Raw genomic sequence first — 19678 nt, 5'->3', positions numbered from 1 at the left:
TACATCACAAGCTATTGGTGGTGGAAATGGGGAGCATCTAAAAAATTAGATGGTGATATAGTCTGTGCTTAATAGAAATATTAAGAAGTTCATAAGAGAACTGATTGGAAATTAGCGATTCCGACTGAACACTCTAAAAATATATACGGATGTATTTTAGATATAACGACCGTATTTTTTATTTATTTAAAAACTTAAAAAATATTTTATATTATTTGTATAATATAACTTCGATTTGTATATAATATAATTAGAAAAATAAAATTTGTTATAGAATCGAGGTGAGGTAAATGGGAAAGACAATAACTAAAACTGTAAAACAATATTCCTATGAAGTTGATGATTATAAAATTGAAGAACTATTAAAAATAGGAAGAGAATATAAAAATGTTAAAAATTACGTATATTCAAGATATAGTGGGATAAAAAGTCTTTTAATCATTGAAAAACCTCGAAAAATCAGAGATGAATGGGTAAGTACAAAGTTTTATGAACAATGGGATTTGCCAGGTAGATATTGGAAATTAGCATTACAAGATGCAATTGGAAATATAAAGTCTGGTTGGTCTAATACAAAAAATAAAATTAGGACTGCTGCTTATAATAACGAACATTTATCTACTGATGACAGATATTATATAAATTATATACTATCAGCAAATAAGCTTTATTATAACGTATTAAATAATATAAACTTTGATATTCCTAAAAAATTTGAAGGTAAAAACTTAAATATTAAATATTTGAATAACTTAATAAAAAGATACACTAGGCGATATAAAGGAAAAGTTCCTTATACGAACAAAATAAATTCTTTTTCGATAGATACAGGTTTATATAGATATTCAAAAAATAACACAAATGAAAATTATATTTATATATCTTCAATGGAAACAAGAAAAAGAGTACCGATTAAATTGAGGGATTCAAATAAATACAACAAAATACTTAAAATCAAAATCATAGATAATGTAGTGAGAATAAATATTCCATTAAAAGTGAAACCAAAGGAAAATACCAACGAAAATATTATAGGAATAGATAAAGGTTATAGATACTTACTCGCAACATCAAATGGAAATCTGTATGGAGAAAAATTGAATTATTATTTAAGTAAAGAAACCGAAAGGTTAAGTGATAAAAATGCTAATCGAAACAGATTTTTCGCACTTAGAAGGAAATACCTCGAAGAAGGTAACACTAAGAAAGCAGAGAACATACTTAAAAATAATTTAGGAAAGAAAAAATACAGGAAAAATAAAAATAAACACGATGAAACAGTTAAATCTTATATCAATAAAAATATCAATGAATTTATAAAATCAGAAAAGCCTAAGGAAGTTGTAATGGAAAATTTAGATTTTGTAAATTGGGATGACAGATATCCAAAATCTGTAAAAAGAAAATTATCGAGATGGATAAAAGGCTATATAAAAGATAGACTTGAATATAAATTACAATTAAATAGTATTGAATTTACATATATAAATCCAGCATATACAAGCCAAATTTGTAGCAAATGTGGAAGATTTGGTGTAAGAAATGGAGATTCATTTGTTTGTGAATATTGTGGAGAAATTCATGCAGATATAAATGCAAGTAAAAATATTTTAGATAGAAAATATGATAAAGAAATAAAGATGTTTACAAGTTATAAGAAAGTTAAGGAAATACTAGAAAGTAGAATTGCTGATATAAAGTAAATAATATTTAATAAAACTTATACTAATTAAGAAAAGAAAATAGGTTAAAAGTATATTTTGTTTAATCACAAATATATTTTGTGTTTATCCAACTGTTGATAAACAGAGGGTATGTTTTATCGGTGACGGGGGTTAGATAAAATGCTTTAAATAAATAAAAAATACGGTTGTGGGATAATCGAGATAAAAATTTTTATTGAGATAACTGGCTCAACCAAGACTTAAAACTATCAAAAGATAGAATAAGAGCGAAATATCTAAAATGAGTACATTTGTATATATTTTTAGAACCAGTATCTTGTATAACAAATATGGCAGCGGGAATATCAGCAACTAAGTTAAATCATGAGGAAGTAATAGAAACAACTGAAAGAGTAAAATCTAATTTTGCTAAGCTAATAACAAGAATTATAAAAAATTTATAAAAATTTTAAAAAAATATGTTTAAGCTATTTATCACCGGGTATATAAATACCATAAGAGATAAGACAAAACTCTTTAAAAAGAATTTGAATATAAAAATTAGAAATTAAAGATTATGGAGGATTAAGATTATGAAAAAATGGGTTTGTACAGTATGTGGATATATACATGAAGGAGAAACTGCACCAGCAGAATGTCCAGTTTGTAAAGTAGGTCCAGAAAAATTCGAAGAAATGGGCGGAGAAAGAGTATGGGCTGACGAACATAGAATAGGTGTTGCTAAAGGTGTAGATGAAGAAGTTGTTGAAGGATTAAGAGCTAACTTTACTGGTGAATGTACAGAAGTTGGTATGTACTTAGCAATGTCAAGACAGGCAGATAGAGAAGGATATCCAGAAGTAGCAGAAGCTTACAAAAGAATAGCTTTCGAAGAAGCAGAACACGCTTCTAAATTTGCTGAATTATTAGGAGAAGTAGTTGAACCATCAACTAAGAAAAACTTAGAGTTAAGAGTTGACGCTGAATACGGAGCAACTGATGGTAAATTAAAATTAGCTAAGAGAGCTAAAGAACTAGGATTAGATGCTATACATGACACAGTTCACGAAATGTGTAAAGATGAAGCTAGACATGGTAAAGCATTCTTAGGATTATTAAACAGATACTTCAAATAAGATTGATAAATATTATATAAAGAAACTGGTGTAACTAATTTGTTGCACCAGTTTTTTTATTTTTTTTATACTATATTTAATTATTTGTATATAGAAAATTTTAATAATGATTAATATTATATACAATAAATTATTGAATGATAAGAAAAAATTATAGAAAAAAATTTCTTAAAAAATAAAAGAATACAATAAAATTTTAATAGTATTAAATTATTTTTTAAAAATAATTTTTAGAAAAATTTAAAATATTAGAAAAAATACTGTTGTAAAAAATAAAAATATGATTTAATACTTGAAATTATAGGGATTTATAATAAAAAAATATTAAATAAAACTAATAAAAATATAGACATAATTTCATGAGAATGATATTATTATGACGATGAAAGAAAACATTTTCTTTTCAGTATTTAATGAAAATTATGCATAATTATGAAATACAATTGAATAAATTTTGAGAAGAGTTTTGCTTAATCATCAAATAGGGTTTTTATAGTTAAAATAAAGAGAAAATTCGGAAAATGTGAGGGATTATTATGGAAAATGCAGGAAAACAGAAACATCCAAAAGGATTATGGCTGGTAAATACAGCAATGACATTGCAGGGATATTGTGGGTACGCATTTAGTTCTATATTCATACTATTTTTAACTGCGGATGTGTCACAAAATGGTCTTGGTCTTAGTGTTGCTAAAGCATCATCTATGATAGCAATATACAGTTCTATTTGTTATTTAAGTTCAATAGTAGGTGGTTGGATAACTGATAATTATTTAGGCATTCAAAAGTCTTTAATACTAGCATGTTTTGTAAATGCAATAGGTGATATTGCCTTATTCGTTGTTAAACCATCTGTACCTAATTTATGGGGATGTTTTTCAATACTTGTTATATCAAGTGCATTCTTTAAAAGTCAGATAAGTCAGCTAGTAGGTTCGTTATATGATAAAGACGACTTAACAAGAAAAGATGCGGCTTATGCGTTATTCTATAGTGCTATTAATATCGGAGCATTCTTTGGACCAATAATGGCTGGTCTTATAACTGATAAATGGTGTGCTGAAATATCAGCATCAGGACAGATATTATCTTATGGATATAGATATATATTCCTTATAAATGCGGTTGTAATAGGAATTGTAGGGTTAATAGTTTTATTTGGTTCTCCTAAATTATTAGGAGATGTTGGAAAATATCCTGTAAATGATAGAAGAAAAAAAGCTAAAGAGAAAAAATCAGAAAAATCAGCTCATCAGCCATTAACAAAATTAGAAAAAAACAGAATATTTGCTATGGCTATATTATTTATATTTGTTGTTTTATTCTGGGCTGCATGGTTCCAAACTCAGATGTCATTCTCTATACTTATGAAGGACTTAGTTAATAGAACAGTTGGTGGATTTACAATACCTGTTCCTTGGTTTGTAGCATACAACTCTATACTTTGTGTAGTATTCGGTCCTATAATGGCAAAACTTTGGATAAAATTAGGAAATAGAAAACAGGGAGACCTTTCTATACCTACAAAAATGGCTTTAGGAATGATATTAACAGCATCTGCATTTATACTATTAATAGTAGGATTAAAAACTCTTAATGGTGTATTTGACGGAAGTGCTAAAATGAATATAGTATTCGTATTAATAGCTTATGTAGCACTTACAGTTGGAGAACTTTGTATATCTCCAATAGGTATGGCTATGTTTAATAAATTAGCTCCTGTAAGATACGGATCACTTGCAATGGGTGCTTGGTATTTAAGCAACTGCTTTGCAAACTTAATATCTGGTAAAATAGCAGGTCTTACTGAAAGTATGGGATATATTCAGATATTTGCAACAATATCAATTGTATTAATAATATTTGCATTAATGCTATTCGTACTAAGAAAAGGCATTGTTAAATTAATGGCTCTTGATGAAATAGGAGAAGCCTAAAATATAAATAATTTATATAAAGTTTATTAACAGAAGGAATTACAGAATTATTGTGTAATTCCTTCTATTTTTTTGTAAAGTAACGTTGTATTATTTATATTTGCTTTATGCTATAATTATTTTAAAGATAAATTTTGTAACAGAGGTAAGAAAAATGACTAAATATATAGAATTCAAAGATGTTAAAAAGATATATAAAATGGGTGAGGTAGAAATTGCCGCACTTAATGGTGTAAACTTCTCTGTTGATAAAGGAGAATGTGTTGTAATAGTTGGGGCAAGTGGTGCTGGTAAGAGTACAATTTTAAATATATTAGGTGGAATGGATACTGCAACATCGGGACAAATTATTGTAGACGGAAAAAGAATAGATAATTATAGCGATAGAGATCTTATAACTTATAGAAGATACGATATTGGATTTGTTTTCCAGTTCTATAATCTTGTTCAGAACCTTACAGCTAAAGAAAATGTAGAACTTGCAACTCAGATATGTGAAAATCCACTAGATATAGACGATATAATGAAGGAAGTTGGTCTTGAAAATAGAAAAGACAATTTCCCAGCTCAGTTATCAGGAGGAGAACAACAAAGGGTTGCAATAGCTAGAGCACTTGCAAAAAATCCAAAGCTACTTCTTTGCGACGAGCCAACAGGAGCGCTAGACTACAACACTGGTAAGGCAATATTAAAGTTATTACAAAGAACTTGTAGGGAAATGGGTATGACAGTTATAATTATTACCCACAACTCGGCAATAACTCCTATGGGCGATAAAGTAATAAAAGTAAAAAATGGAATGATTGAAAGTATTACTGAAAATGAAAATCCTGTTCCAATAGAAAGGATTGAATGGTAATGAAAAAGGCACTTAATAAAGATATATTAAGGGATATTTTAAAATCCAAAGGAAGATATTTCTCAATAATGCTTATTGTTGCCTTAGGAGTTGCATTCTTTTCAGGAATAAAAGTATCTCCTATGGTAATGAGAAATACAGTTGATAATTATTATGATGATTATAACTTCATGGATGTAGAGGTAATATCTACGCTTGGTTTAACTGATGACGATGTAGATGCTATTAAGAAGCTAGATACCGTAGAAGGGGTATTTCCAACTTATTCTATGGACGTTATAACCAATGTAAAAGACCAGGATAGAGTATTAAAAGTTCATGCTCTTCCTACAGATGATTTATCTAATGACAACAAGGACTATATAAACAGAGTAAAATTGATAAAGGGAAGACTTCCTAAAAACTCAGGTGAATGTGTTGTATTAAAGCCAAAATACGACCATCTTAATTTGAAAATAGGAAAAACTCTAAAGATAAAATCTGGTACCGAAGATAAATTGAGTGAAAATCTAAAAAAGGATAACTATAAAATAGTAGGTCTAGTAGAAACACCATACTATCTATCATATGAGTTTGGAAATTCTTCAATAGGATCAGGAAGTGTGGACGGAATAATGATTGTTCCTCAAGATGATTTTAAAACTGAGGCTTATACAGAGATGTATATAACAGCAAAAGGAGCAAAGGAGCAAACATCATTCTATCAGGATTACAAAGATACCGTTAAAAAAACAGAAGACCAAATTGATAAAATAACAGATGAAAGAATTGAACATAGATACAATGAAGTTGTTGGAGAAGCTACAGATGAGCTAAATAAAGCAAAAAAAGAATATAACGATAAGAAAAAAGAAACAGAAGATAAAATAAACAAAGTCGAAAAAGAATTAAAAGACGGTAAGCAGAAAATAAAAGACGGAAAACAAGAATTAAAAACTAAAAAAGCAGAAACAAAAAAACAGATAAAAGACGGATTTAAACAATTAGACTCTGCAGAAGCTCAATTAAAGAGTGGAAGAAAGCAGTATGAAGCCGCAAAAAAAGAGTTTGAGTCTAAAAAACAACGGGCAAATTCTCAAATAAGCAGTGCCGAAAGTCAGCTTGCACCTCTAAAAAGCAATATAGATTCTTTAAAATCTAATATATCAGGATTAGAATCACAGCTTGGAAAGCCTGATATATCAGAGGAAGAAAAAGCTACACTTACTCGGACAATATCAGCATATAAAGAAAAGCTTTCATCACTTGAAGGGCAGTACAATGCAGGATATGCTAAGATTCAAAGCATAAAAAATCAGATAAAATCAGGAGAAAGAAAACTAGCTCGGACAAAAGCTGAATTAGATAGAAATCAAAGAAAGATAAAAACTGAAAGATCTAAGCTTTATACTATGGAAGAAAAAGCTCAAAAGGAGTTTAAAAAAGCAGAGGAAGAGATAGCTAAAAATGAAAAGAAACTAGTAGATAGTGAAAAAGAACTTGAAAAGGCAAAAAATGAAGCTAAAGACGAGTTTAAAAAGGCAGAAAAAGATTTAAAAGAAGCAGAAGATGAGATAAAGAAAATTGAAAAGCCGGAATGGTATGTACTAAACAGAGATAAACAGTACTCTGCGGCTGAATACGGTGGATGTGCGGATAGTATAGATGCATTAGCTGGAATATTCCCAGTATTCTTTGTACTAGTTGCAGCACTTGTAGCACTTACTACAATGACTAGAATGGTAGATGAACAGAGAATAAACATAGGAACACTAAAAGGACTTGGATACACTCCAGGAATGATAGCTAAGAAATACATAGTATATGCTATGTCTGCAAGTGCAATAGGTTCTATAATTGGACTAGTAGTTGGATATACACTATTCCCTACAATAATATACAATGCATATGCTATTATGTACACAGTGCCAAAGGTCGAGCTTAGAACAGATTTCTTTATAACAGTACTATCAATAGCTACATCAATATTTGTAACTACATTTGCAGCATTTGCAGCTTGTAGAAGAGAATTAATAGAAGCTCCAGCTATACTTATGCGACCTAAAGCACCAAAGAACGGTAAGAGAATACTTTTAGAAAGAATAGGATTTATCTGGAATAAGATAGGATTTATTTGGAAAGTAACTCTTAGAAATATATTCAGATATAAGAAGAGATTCCTTATGACTGTATTAGGTATATCTGGTTGTACAGCGCTTATCCTTACTGGATTTGGTATAAGAGATTCAATTCAGATGATAGTAGATGTACAGTTTGGAGAATTAAATAAATACAGTATGACTGCTAGTTATGACTCAGATGAAAAAACAGAGGACGTAGAATATTTAAAATCACTTATTTCAAATGAAAAAGGTGTCAAAGAAATAGGAATGTTCCACAATCAGAACGCAAAGGTAATGATAAACAATAAAGAAAAAGAAGTAACGGTTGTAATACCAGAAAATAAAAACACATTTAAAAACTTTATAGATTTAAGAGATAGAAAATCTCATACACCTATAAAACTAGACAACAAAGGAATTGTTATCTCAGAAAAAGCAGCTAGAAACTTAGATGCGAAGGTAGGAGATAAAGTTAAAATCTTAAATGAAAATGATGTAAGTGCTGATGCGGTAATTTCTGGAATTACGGAAAACTATGTAAATCACTATATCTATATGACTAACGATTACTATAAAGCATTATTTAATAGAAATGCAGATAGCAATAGAGTTTATGGAGTACTTGATGATAGTGTGACTCTAGATCAAGAAGACAAGATGGCAAGCAAAATAATAGACTCTACTTGTGCTAATGGAACAGTATTTACTACTGGTATTAAAGATGGATTCTCAGATACTATAAAATCTCTAAACTATGTAGTATTACTTATGATAGTATCTGCAGGAGCTTTGGCGTTTGTAGTGCTTTACAATTTAAGTAATGTAAATATTTCAGAAAGAATAAGAGAAATAGCTACTATAAAAGTACTTGGATTCTACGACAAAGAGGTATCTGCGTATATCTATAGAGAAAATGTAATACTTACATTGATCGGTGCTGTTGTAGGACTTGGACTAGGGGTAATACTTCATCAGTTTATAATGGTAACAGTAGAAGTTGAAAATATGATGTTTGGACGACTTATAAATCCACTTAGCTATGCAGCAGCGTTTGTACTTACTATAGTTATGGGAACAATAGTAAACCTTGTAATGAATAAAAAACTAAAGAAGGTTGAAATGGTTGAATCTCTAAAATCAGTAGATTAATATATCCACAATAGAATAACTCTTAAAAAGATATAGACTATATAACGGATAAAAGATACAATATAATAAAAAGAATAAATAAAGTTGATTGTTTTTAGCAATCAACTTTATCTTTTTAAATTTAAAATAAAAATAAAAACGAGGTGGTAAAAATGCCAATAATAGACGAGGTTATAAATACTATAAAAAAACAGATCGCAAAGATGTTGCTTGGCAAAAAATACAGCGACTATGTAGATATGGATGTTGTATATGATCCGGATGAGGAAATATTCCTTATAACTCTAAAGAGATTAGTTTTTGAAAATAAAATAAATGAAGCCGAGGAATTCCTTTTTGATAGAGCAGAAAATAACCCTACAGAAAATTTACAGTACATAGCTATAGAATTCTACACTATGGTTATGGAAAAATCTGATGAGGAGTTAGCAGAAGCTAATTTTGATAGAAGTGAGGTAACTACAGGAGTAATGGACTTTAGAGAAATTATGGGTCTAGCCTAAATTTGAATGGAGAGGTTATCTATGTTAGATAGAAAAAAAATAAATCATATATTTGCAAAGTTGAATTACAGCAGACTTAGCTCTAAGGCAGCAGAGGTAGCATTCTTCCTTACAATGTCAATATTTCCATTTTTAATGTTTACAGTATCTACTGTTGCGTATGTACCAGTATTACAAATTACAAAGTATGTAGATATGATAGAGCAAGTTGTACCTGTAAAAGCAATAGGATTTGTGGATTTGGTTATAAAATCTGCTGTAGAAAAAAGGAATACACATTATATGATAGTCAGCTTTTGTTTGACTATGTGGACTTTTTCTAGAGCGGTTAAAGCACTTATAAAGGGAATGAACGCAGCATTCTATTCGCCTGAAACAAGATCATTCTTAAAAGTAATGATGATATCGATGATATTTACACTAATGCTTTTAGTACTTATATTTACATCTATGATTTTGTTGGTATATGGTGAGAAAATAGGTGTTGTTATATTTAGTTACTTGGGGTTTGACAAGGTATTCTTCAATCTTTGGAACATAACCAGATATGCTGTTGGTACCGTTGCAACTATAATTGTGTTTACTTTATTATACAAATACACACCTAATATAAATCTATCAGCTAAAAGAGTAGCACCAGGGGCAATATTTGCAACTTTTGGATGGTTCTTAATGTCTTATTTATATTCATTCTATACTAATAACTTTTCTAACTACAGCGCCATATATGGAAGCTTCCGGGAGATTATAGTGTTACTAACATGGCTTTATTTCAGTAGTTGGGTTATCGTTATTGGGTACGAAATAAATGCAAGACTATACAGAAGACGGAAAAGAAGACTTGAAATAACTTCTAAATAAGTGATTTCAATGCTTTGAACTTATTTTAGTATACATTTTATAAATTCGATTTAAGTTAATATAAAGATAAAAGTCAGTATAACTAAACAAAGTGCAAAAAATAGCAATTGTTTATTATTTCTAAACTAGAAAAAAATTAATAAAAACTCACTGTTTATTAATACTAAGAAAATACATAATTAATAAAAACAAAACGCAAATGAGAAAACGATACACGCATTGAAATTACTACATTTTGGTTGGTGTTATGAAAAAATAAATAAAAAAATCGAAAAAGAGCTGCTTGAAATTTAACAAGCGACTCTTAAATTTTAATTCGAAAAATTAAGCTTTACTTTACTTTTTTTATTGTTTATAATTGTGGTAACAAAAAGAAAAGGAAGGGATATTATGTGTGACAGGCGATCTTTAAAGGACATATCTTTAATACTAATAGGATCGACAATATTAGCATTTGGAGTTTACAACTTCTACTATTTAAACAGTATTACAGAAGGAGGAGTATTAGGGATAACTTTACTATTAAAAAACATATTTGGATTTGATGTTTCCATAGCAGGAGCAATACTAGATATAGCTTTATTAATAATGGGATTCAAAATGTTTGGTAAAAAATTCTTTGTATACTCAGTAGGAGCATCTGTAGGATTTTCAGTTTTATATGATATATTTGAAACTGTAGGACCACTACTTCCTCAGATGGGAATGTTTGCATCAGCTGTTTTAGGTGGTTTATCAGTTGGTGTAGGCTGTGGAATAATGATGAGAGTAGGTTGTGCTTCAGGGGGCGACGACGCCTTAGCAATGATAATTTCAAAAGTAACATCATTAAAATTAAGTACAGTGTACTTGATAACAGACGGTGTAGTACTTTTACTTTCAGTGAGTTACATACCAGCAGTTCAGTTAGTATATTCAATAGTAGCTGTTCTAATAAGTGGTAAAACAATCGACTTTATATACGGATTAGGTAGAACTAATAGAGTTGAAGTTGAAAAAACAAATATACCAGCGGGAGTGCATGCTGTTTAAAGTACTATTGATTAAGTTACTAAAACAAATTAAACGGATATAGTTTAATAGATTAAATATATATAAATCATAATGCAAAAGAGGTTTTATTGTAAAATAAAACCTCTTTTTTTGTTGTCAAATTAAATATATTAAAAATTTATGCCAGATTTCTATAAAAAGTATGGTATTTTTTTGCTAAATAGTATTTATTAATACCTTTTATAAAGAAAAAAAGCATATTAATATACAATAAATAAAAGTATAGAACATAAATAATAAATTAACATTAAAAAGTGTTGAATAAATAAGATGAATAGTGTATACTGATTAATGTAATAAGACATAATAATTCAACATATTAAATTTAAAACTTTTATTGTATATAGGGAGGACGTATAAATGTCAATTAAAGTAGGTTTAAATGGATTCGGAAGAATAGGGAGAGCAGTTTTAAGATTAGCTCAGACTGAATTTGGAGACGATATAGAAATAGTAGCATTAAATGCTAGAGCAAACACTGAAACATTAGTTCATTTATTTAAATACGATTCATGCTATGGTAAGTTTAATGGGGAAGCTTCTGTAGCTGGGGAAAACGTTATGGAAGTAAATGGTAAAGAAATTAAAATATTCAGATGCAATGATCCAGAAGATATACCTTGGGGAGAATTAGGCGTTGATATAGTAGTAGAATCAACTGGTATATTCAAAGATAGAGAAAAAGCATCTAAACATATAAAAGCTGGAGCTAAAAAAGTTATAATAACTGCACCAGGTAAAAATGAAGACGTTACAATAGTTATGGGTGTTAATGAAGAAGACTATGATCCAGCAAATCATCATATAATATCTAATGCATCATGTACTACTAACTGCTTAGCACCATTTGCTAAAGTTCTTGACGACAAATTTGGTATAGAAAAAGGATTAATGACAACTGTACATGCTTATACAAATGACCAGAGAATATTAGACAAAACTCACAAAGACTTAAGAAGAGCAAGAGCAGCAGGGGAATCTATAATACCTACTACAACAGGAGCTGCAAAAGCTGTATCTAAAGTATTACCACAGTTAGAAGGAAAATTAAATGGATTTGCACTTAGAGTACCTACTCCTACTGTATCACTTGTTGATTTAGTTTGTGAGCTTAAAAAACCAGCTACAGTAGAAGAAATAAACGCAGCATTTAAAGAAGCTTCTGAAGGCTCTATGAAGGGTATATTAGGATACAGTGAAGAACCATTAGTATCTGTAGACTACAAAGGTGACGAAAGATCTTCTATAGTAGATGGATTATCTACACTATCAATGGGAGATAAAATGTTCAAAATACTTTCTTGGTATGACAATGAATGGGGATATTCAGCAAGAACTGTAGATTTAGTAAAATACGTAGCTAAATCATTATAAGATAGAGCAAGTTTTATATTATAAAGTGTATATAAGATGTAATTGTATAAAAAATATCACAGTATTTATATATTGTGTTTAATAAGGGTTAAAAAAGAGATAACGGTACTTTGAAAGTTCCGTTATTTTTTTTGTTTACATAAATAAATGAAAAAAATGTGGTAAAAATATTTTTTAGAATTGAAAATATACATACTAACTAGACATTGATAAAAAGTTATAAGAAGTGTAAGTTGTTACTGATGTTGTTACTAAATATTGAAATTTATAAAGAAAAGATATGATTAAAATTAGTAAAATACAGTAATAAACATTCTTTTAAATTATTAAAAAAAGATAAATTAACTATAAAAAAAGAAAAAAATAAATAAAATACAAAAAAATAAGCTATAAAAACCTTTTCTTGAGTAAAAAAATTAAAAAATATTAATACAATTTTGTTATTGATAAAATACAAAAAATGAATGAGAAGACATCAAAATCTTAAAAAAAGTTGCAAAAAGAAACAACTTGAAACAACTATACAAGTCGCTTGTTGTAGGGAATTCAAGGTTTTTATGCATATATGAAAAATGAATGAAGTTGTAAGTTTGAGCATAAAATATTGCAGTTATCTAAAAAGACAGAATTTTACAATGATAAAAGTTAAACAATTTGAGTTGCAAAATAGATAAAATGAAAGTATAATATATTTAAGAAATAAATAAAAATTTATATGGATTATCAGAAAGGAAGAGACAAAATGGAAGCAGCAGAAGGCAAAAAAAGAGTAAAAGCAGTCAGCACTGAAACATTTGTATTCTTAGCAGTTCTACTATTAATATTTGGTGGAATAGGTAGAGTAATGGGAGTTGGGCTAATGTTCAAAACAATGATGGCAACAGCTCATGACTTATTACTACAGACAGTATTCTTAATAATGGCACTAGCAGTTTTAGCAGGAGCTCTAAGTGCACTATTATCAGAATTTGGTGTTATAGCATTAATCAATAAGATATTCGCACCGATAATGAAACCAGTTTATGGTTTACCAGGTGCAAGTATAACTGGAGCAGTAGCTACTTATCTATCAGATAACCCAGCTATAATATCTTTCGCAAAAGATAAATCATTCACACAGTACTTTAAAAAATATCAGACACCTGCTCTTTGTAACTTAGGTACAGCATTTGGTATGGGTCTTATAGTTACAACATTCATGATGGCACAGGGTGATGAATTCATGTTACCAGCATTAATAGGTAACTTAGGTGCTATAATAGGTTCTATAATATCTGTTAGACTTATGTTAATACAGACTAAAAAATATTATGGTGAACACGCTAATGATCAGGTAGGAGAAGTTTTATCTGACGGTGAAGGCGAATTCAGAGAAATAAGAGAAGGTAACTTATTCCAGAGAGTATTAGATGCAATGCTTGAAGGTGGTAAACTTGGTGTTGACATGGGTATGGCAATAATACCAGGGGTTTTAATAGTTTGTACAATGGTTATGATGTTAACATTCGGACCATCTGCAGACGGTACTTACACAGGTGCAGCATACGAAGGTGTACGGTTACTACCATTAATAGGTGAAAAAATTAAATTCATAATAGAACCTCTATTCGGATTTAAATCAGCAGAAGCTATAGCATTCCCTATAACTTCATTAGGAGCAGTTGGTGCAGCAATGTCACTAGTTCCAGAATTTATCAAAAATGGTGTTGTAACACCTAACGATATAGCAGTATTCACAGCAATGGGTATGTGCTGGTCAGGATACTTAAGTACTCATATAGGTATGATGGATGCATTAGATGCTAGACCATTAGCAAGTAAAGCGATATTATCACATACAATCGGTGGTCTTTGCGCAGGTATAGCGGCACATCTAATCTTCATGCTAGTTGGATAGTACAAGATTAATAAGTAAATAAAAGTTTATACTTTAATAGATAGAGCCTTAGATTACTAAGGTTCTATCTTATTTTTTTAACAAAAATGCCTCCATCTACGGAGGCTATTTTTATAAAATAGTATAAAATTGATAGATTAAAAAACAAGAAAAATTGTTGGTATTTGTAATTAATTTAACGTGATAAAAATTTGCTAATGTGTTACAATGTAAAGCATAGTAAAAGTTTAGTTTTCAATATTTTAGAGTATGTTGATGAGGAATTTTAAACAAGGAGGAGGAGCAATGGATAAGGAATATAAGGTTGGTGTTGATGTCGGCTCGACAACAGTTAAAATTGTTCTCCTTGACGGGGAAAACAATATACTATTCAAAAAATATCAGAGACATTATTCCGATGTCAAAAAATCCATAGTAGAAGTTTTAAACGACGTTTATAAAATAATAGGAGATGCAAATATAAAAATTATAATAACTGGATCAGGAGGGATAGGAGTATCTAAAAAATTAGGTATTAAATTTGTGCAGGAAGTTATCTCTAGTACAAAATCTATAGAATACTACCATCCAGAAACAGATGTCGTAGTGGAACTTGGTGGAGAAGATGCCAAAGTTACCTATATAACAGGGGGAATAGATCAGAGGATGAATGGTATCTGTGCAGGAGGTACAGGTGCATTTATAGACCAGATGGCAACTCTTTTAAAAACTGATGCAGCAGGACTAAATGAGCTTGCTAAAGATTACGATACTATATACCCTATAGCATCTAGATGTGGTGTATTTGCAAAAACAGATATACAGCCACTTATAAATGATGGTGCTAAAAAAACAAACATAGCCATGAGTATATTTAATGCTGTAGTTGTTCAGACAGTAAGTGTACTATCATGTGGTAGAAAAATAGAAGGGAATGTAGCTTTTTTAGGGGGACCATTATACTTCCTATCAGAACTAAGACAGGCATTTAAAAATGTATTAAACTTAGACGACGAGCATATAATATTCCCGGAAAATGCTCAGCTATATATAGCTATAGGAGCTGCACTATTAGCAGAGGAAGAGAAAGAAGTATCTTTAAAATCAATATTAGACAAATTAAACTCAATAAAAACAATAGACGATGGGAATGTAAATTTATTAGAGCCTTTATTTAAAGATGAGGACGATTATAGGGAATTTTTAGAAAAACACAATGTAAACAACGTAGAAAAATACGATATAAATAAATACAGTGGAAACTGTTTCCTTGGGATAGATGCAGGATCTACAACTACAAAGGCTACCCTTATAGGAGAAAATGGTGAATTATTATATTCATACTACTCTAGTAATGAAGGAAACCCTTTAAAAACAACTGTAAAAATAGTTAAAGAAATATACAGCTTATTACCAGAAAACTGTAAAATAGTAGCATCTACTTCGACGGGATACGGAGAGGCGCTTATAAAAAGAGCATTAAAACTAGATTTTGGTGAAATAGAAACTATAGCACACTACAAGGCAGCTAAATTCTTTAACAAAGATGTAGACTTCATACTTGATATCGGTGGTCAGGATATGAAATGTCTAAAAATAAAAAATGGAGTAATAGAAAGTATAATATTAAATGAAGCTTGTTCTTCTGGATGTGGATCATTCCTGGAAACATTCGCCAAATCACTATCAATGGATATAAAAGAATTTGCGAAAGAGGGGATATATTCTAAAAAGCCAGTAGACTTAGGTTCAAGATGTACAGTATTTATGAACTCTAGAGTAAAACAGGCTCAAAAAGAAGGTGCTGAGGTAGCCGATATATCTGCAGGACTTTCTTATTCAGTAATAAAAAATGCATTATTTAAAGTTATAAAAATGAAAGACCTAAATGAAATAGGAGAACATATAGTAGTACAGGGTGGAACATTCTACAATGACTTAGTGCTTAGAGCATTTGAAAAGATGATTGGCAAGGAAGTAATAAGACCAAACATTGCAGGATTGATGGGTGCTTTTGGTGCGGCATTAGTTGCTAAAGAAAAATATAACCCAGAAAGAACTACAAAAATGCTAAAAGCGGATGAATTAGACTTACTTCACGTTCAGGCTGAAGTAACTAGATGTAAAGGGTGTTCAAATCACTGCCTACTTACAATAAATAGATTCTCAGAAGATGAAGCATTTGTATCAGGAAACAGATGTGAAAGAGGAGAAGCTCTTTATAGCGGAGTACAAAATGACACAGAAAAAGAAAGTATAAACCTATATAAATATAAATACGATAGAATATTCAACTATAAGCCTCTATCAGAAGAAGAAGCAAGACGTGGAGAAATAGGTATACCTAGAGTACTTAATATGTACGAAGATTACCCGTTCTGGTTTACATTCTTCAATGAGCTAGGATTTAGAGTTGTACTATCACCTAGATCATCTAAAAAGATATATGAAAGAGGGATAACTAGTATAGCATCTGATACAGTTTGCTACCCAGCAAAACTAGTACATGGACACATAGAGTCTTTAATAGATAAAGGAATAAAAACAATATTCTATCCATGTGTAACAAACGAAAACAAAGAAGATAATACAGCAGACAACTACTACAACTGCCCAGTTGTTGTATCTTACTCAGAAGTAATAAAAAACAACGTCGATAGTATAAGAGAAAACAATATAACATACATAAAACCATTTATAAGTATTAACGACAAAGAAAAACTTAAAAAGAGAATGTATGAAGTATTATCTAAATACTACAGCGATATAACAGTTAAAGAAATAAATGAAGCTGTGGATAAAGCTACATCAGAAGAAAAATCATTCAAAGATGAAATAAGAGAACAGGGTGAAAAGGCATTAGAATACCTTGATAGAACTGGTAAAAAGGGAATAGTGCTATCAGGTAGACCATACCATATAGATCCTGAAATAAACCATGGTATGCCAGAACTTATAAACTCTCTAAACATGGCTGTTTTAACAGAGGATTCAATATCTCACCTAGCTAAAATTGAAAGACCTTTGAGAGTAGTAGACCAGTGGGTTTACCATTCAAGACTTTACAAAGCAGCTACATTTGTAAGAGAGCATGATAACCTTGAACTTGTACAGTTAAACTCATTTGGATGTGGACTTGATGCTGTAACAACAGACCAGGTAAAAGAAATACTAGATGAAAAAGATAAAATATACACACTTCTAAAAATCGACGAAGGTAATAACTTAGGTGCAGCAAAAATAAGAATAAGATCTCTAAAAGCTGCGATGGAAGAAAGAGAAGCAAATGGAATAAAATCTAGTGAAATAGAACCAAAGAAAATACAATACGCTAAAAATAATAAAATAACTAAAGAAAGAACAATACTAGCTCCTCAGATGGCTCCAATGCAGTTTGATTTTATTGAAGCTGCTATGAATCAGAGTGGTATAAAAGTAGAAATACTAAAAGACTACAGTCAAGATATCATAGAAGAAGGGCTTAAATATGTAAACAACGATGCTTGTTTCCCTGCGATAATAGTTGTAGGTCAGCTTATACACGCACTAAAATCTGGCAAATACGATTTAGAAAACACATCTGTTGCAATTACTCAAACAGGTGGTGGATGTAGAGCGACAAACTACATAGGATTTTTAAGAAAAGGACTTCACGATGCAGGATTTGGAAATATACCTGTTATTGCACTTAGTGTAAACGGTATAGAACGGAGCGGTATCAAAGAAAGCATGAGTATAGCTATGGGACTAAGACTTCTAATGGGAGTTGTCTATGGTGACTTACTTATGAAAGTTGTGACAAGAGTTAGACCTTACGAAAAAGTAAAAGGAAGTACAAATGCACTTCATGAAAAATGGAGAAATAAATGTATAGAAGCTCTTAAAAAACCTAAGTTTAAAGAATTTAAACAGAATGTATACGATATAGTAGACGAATTTGATAATTTAGAAATAGTAGATATTAAAAAACCTAGAGTTGGACTAGTTGGGGAAATACTGGTTAAATTCCACCCAATAGCTAATAACGACTTAATAGGAATTCTTGAAAGAGAAGGAGCAGAAGCAGTAGTACCAGAACTTATGAACTTCTTCATGGCTTGTGCTCAAAACACTATATATAAACATAAAAACTTAGAAGGCAAAAAATCTACTGAATTTATGGGTAAATTATTCATAAAAATTGTAGAAAGATACCAAAAAGTTTACAATGATGCACTTACAAAGAGCAAAAGATTTAGTGGAATAAAACCGATTGGTGAAATGGCTAAAGACGTAGAAAGAGTAGTATCATCTGGAAATCAGACTGGTGAAGGTTGGTTACTACCTGCAGAAATGCTAGAACTTATAGAAAATGGAGTAGACAATATAATCTGTATGCAGCCTTTTGGATGCTTACCTAACCATATAATAGGAAAGGGAGTTATAAAAGAAATGAAAAGACAATTCCCTAAAGCAAACATAATTCCGATAGACTACGATCCATCTGCAAGTGCTGTAAACCAGCTAAATAGAATAAAACTTATGCTTTCAAAAGCATTTACTGAAATCAAGCAGAGTAAATAAAACACACTTGATACTTGCCTTTCCTTATAATATAATAAACTTTGGAAAAATTAAATTAGGGGAGAGGAAAGATAAATGAAACCATCAGAAATATATAAACAGGGATACAACTGTGCTGAATCACTTATAATAGCATATAACGAAGAGTTTAACGCATCTATACCAGTAAGAGTATGTACTGCTCTTGGCGGTGGATGTGGTGTTGGAAGCATATGTGGTGCTGTAAATGCAGCTGCTATAATAATAGGGGACGTAAAAGGTAGAGATGATTCTACTGGGGACAAAATGATAGCAAAAAGATACGTTCAGAAGTTTATGAAAGAAATAGATGCTAGATACGGAACACATATGTGTAAAGAATTAAAAGCAAACAAAGTTACTTGTGCTGAAATAATGGATGTAAGCTACGAAGTTGTTAAAGAAGTTTTAAAACAGGATTTATAAAATCGAATAAAGAATTGAGGGACTATTGCAATGATTTGCGGTAGTCCCTTTTTAGTATGACGGGCATGCTATTAATCTGTGGTGAAAGTCCATAAAAGGCGTAGCTACCGACGAACTTGATAGCGACTTGCAAGGTTTGTGCTGCGAAGCATAGGCG

General features: G+C 30.4%; 13 protein-coding genes. All 13 read left to right on the top strand.

Annotated features, from left to right (window positions below; all coding sequences use genetic code 11):
* The first annotated feature begins 290 nt into the window (after positions 1-290).
* The 13 genes from ACK2WN_RS10275 (at position 291) to ACK2WN_RS10215 (ending at position 19521) form a co-directional block, all read left to right on the top strand.
* On the top strand, positions 291-1703 hold the full coding sequence (locus tag ACK2WN_RS10275; protein ID WP_416155509.1) for an RNA-guided endonuclease TnpB family protein: 1413 nt from the start codon (positions 291-293) through the stop codon (positions 1701-1703).
* A 272-nt stretch (positions 1704-1975) separates the two neighbouring features.
* The gene (locus ACK2WN_RS10270) at positions 1976-2128 is read left to right on the top strand and encodes a hypothetical protein (protein WP_416155508.1); all 153 of its coding nucleotides are present in this window, start codon (positions 1976-1978) and stop codon (positions 2126-2128) included.
* A 129-nt stretch (positions 2129-2257) separates the two neighbouring features.
* Positions 2258-2800, top strand: a complete 543-nt coding sequence (locus ACK2WN_RS10265) for an NADH peroxidase (protein ID WP_300527926.1) — start codon at positions 2258-2260, stop codon at positions 2798-2800.
* A 536-nt stretch (positions 2801-3336) separates the two neighbouring features.
* On the top strand, positions 3337-4737 hold the full coding sequence (locus tag ACK2WN_RS10260; RefSeq protein ID WP_416155507.1) for a peptide MFS transporter: 1401 nt from the start codon (positions 3337-3339) through the stop codon (positions 4735-4737).
* A 154-nt stretch (positions 4738-4891) separates the two neighbouring features.
* Entirely contained in the window at positions 4892-5596 is a 705-nt protein-coding gene (locus ACK2WN_RS10255; protein ID WP_416155506.1) for an ABC transporter ATP-binding protein, read from the top strand.
* Positions 5596-8847, top strand: coding sequence for an FtsX-like permease family protein (locus ACK2WN_RS10250; RefSeq protein WP_416155505.1), 3252 nt, complete (start codon positions 5596-5598; stop codon positions 8845-8847). Before ACK2WN_RS10255 ends, ACK2WN_RS10250 begins: the two co-directional genes overlap by 1 nt.
* A 152-nt stretch (positions 8848-8999) precedes the next feature.
* Positions 9000-9350, top strand: coding sequence for a DUF6483 family protein (locus ACK2WN_RS10245; protein ID WP_118548407.1), 351 nt, complete (start codon positions 9000-9002; stop codon positions 9348-9350).
* A 21-nt stretch (positions 9351-9371) separates the two neighbouring features.
* Positions 9372-10211, top strand: a complete 840-nt coding sequence (locus ACK2WN_RS10240) for a YihY/virulence factor BrkB family protein (RefSeq protein ID WP_300527914.1) — start codon at positions 9372-9374, stop codon at positions 10209-10211.
* 390 nt (positions 10212-10601) lie between these two features.
* On the top strand, positions 10602-11243 hold the full coding sequence (locus tag ACK2WN_RS10235; RefSeq protein WP_416155504.1) for a YitT family protein: 642 nt from the start codon (positions 10602-10604) through the stop codon (positions 11241-11243).
* A gap of 381 nt (positions 11244-11624) precedes the next feature.
* A complete protein-coding gene (gene gap, locus ACK2WN_RS10230) occupies positions 11625-12638 on the top strand; it encodes a type I glyceraldehyde-3-phosphate dehydrogenase (RefSeq protein ID WP_300527909.1) in 1014 nt (337 codons plus the stop codon).
* 742 nt (positions 12639-13380) lie between these two features.
* The gene (locus ACK2WN_RS10225; RefSeq protein WP_416155503.1) at positions 13381-14535 is read left to right on the top strand and encodes a hypothetical protein; all 1155 of its coding nucleotides are present in this window, start codon (positions 13381-13383) and stop codon (positions 14533-14535) included.
* 285 nt (positions 14536-14820) lie between these two features.
* Positions 14821-19077, top strand: coding sequence for an acyl-CoA dehydratase activase-related protein (locus ACK2WN_RS10220; protein ID WP_416155502.1), 4257 nt, complete (start codon positions 14821-14823; stop codon positions 19075-19077).
* 75 nt (positions 19078-19152) lie between these two features.
* Positions 19153-19521, top strand: a complete 369-nt coding sequence (locus ACK2WN_RS10215; protein WP_416155501.1) for a C-GCAxxG-C-C family (seleno)protein — start codon at positions 19153-19155, stop codon at positions 19519-19521.
* Positions 19522-19678 lie beyond the last annotated feature (157 nt).

This window comes from Peptacetobacter sp. AB800 (assembly GCF_047807365.1).
In the GTDB taxonomy this organism is placed as follows: Bacteria; Bacillota; Clostridia; order Peptostreptococcales; family Peptostreptococcaceae; genus Peptacetobacter.
This window is presented reverse-complemented; position numbering and strand designations above follow the sequence as displayed.

Coding starts and splice junctions, on each gene's coding strand:
- ACK2WN_RS10255 (WP_416155506.1), top strand. CDS start 4,892: ATGACTAAATATATAGAATTCAAAGATGTTAAAAAGATATATAAAATG.
- ACK2WN_RS10220 (WP_416155502.1), top strand. CDS start 14,821: ATGGATAAGGAATATAAGGTTGGTGTTGATGTCGGCTCGACAACAGTT.
- ACK2WN_RS10240 (WP_300527914.1), top strand. CDS start 9,372: ATGTTAGATAGAAAAAAAATAAATCATATATTTGCAAAGTTGAATTAC.
- ACK2WN_RS10260 (WP_416155507.1), top strand. CDS start 3,337: ATGGAAAATGCAGGAAAACAGAAACATCCAAAAGGATTATGGCTGGTA.
- ACK2WN_RS10215 (WP_416155501.1), top strand. CDS start 19,153: ATGAAACCATCAGAAATATATAAACAGGGATACAACTGTGCTGAATCA.
- ACK2WN_RS10265 (WP_300527926.1), top strand. CDS start 2,258: ATGAAAAAATGGGTTTGTACAGTATGTGGATATATACATGAAGGAGAA.
- ACK2WN_RS10250 (WP_416155505.1), top strand. CDS start 5,596: ATGAAAAAGGCACTTAATAAAGATATATTAAGGGATATTTTAAAATCC.
- ACK2WN_RS10245 (WP_118548407.1), top strand. CDS start 9,000: ATGCCAATAATAGACGAGGTTATAAATACTATAAAAAAACAGATCGCA.
- gap (WP_300527909.1), top strand. CDS start 11,625: ATGTCAATTAAAGTAGGTTTAAATGGATTCGGAAGAATAGGGAGAGCA.
- ACK2WN_RS10235 (WP_416155504.1), top strand. CDS start 10,602: ATGTGTGACAGGCGATCTTTAAAGGACATATCTTTAATACTAATAGGA.
- ACK2WN_RS10225 (WP_416155503.1), top strand. CDS start 13,381: ATGGAAGCAGCAGAAGGCAAAAAAAGAGTAAAAGCAGTCAGCACTGAA.
- ACK2WN_RS10275 (WP_416155509.1), top strand. CDS start 291: ATGGGAAAGACAATAACTAAAACTGTAAAACAATATTCCTATGAAGTT.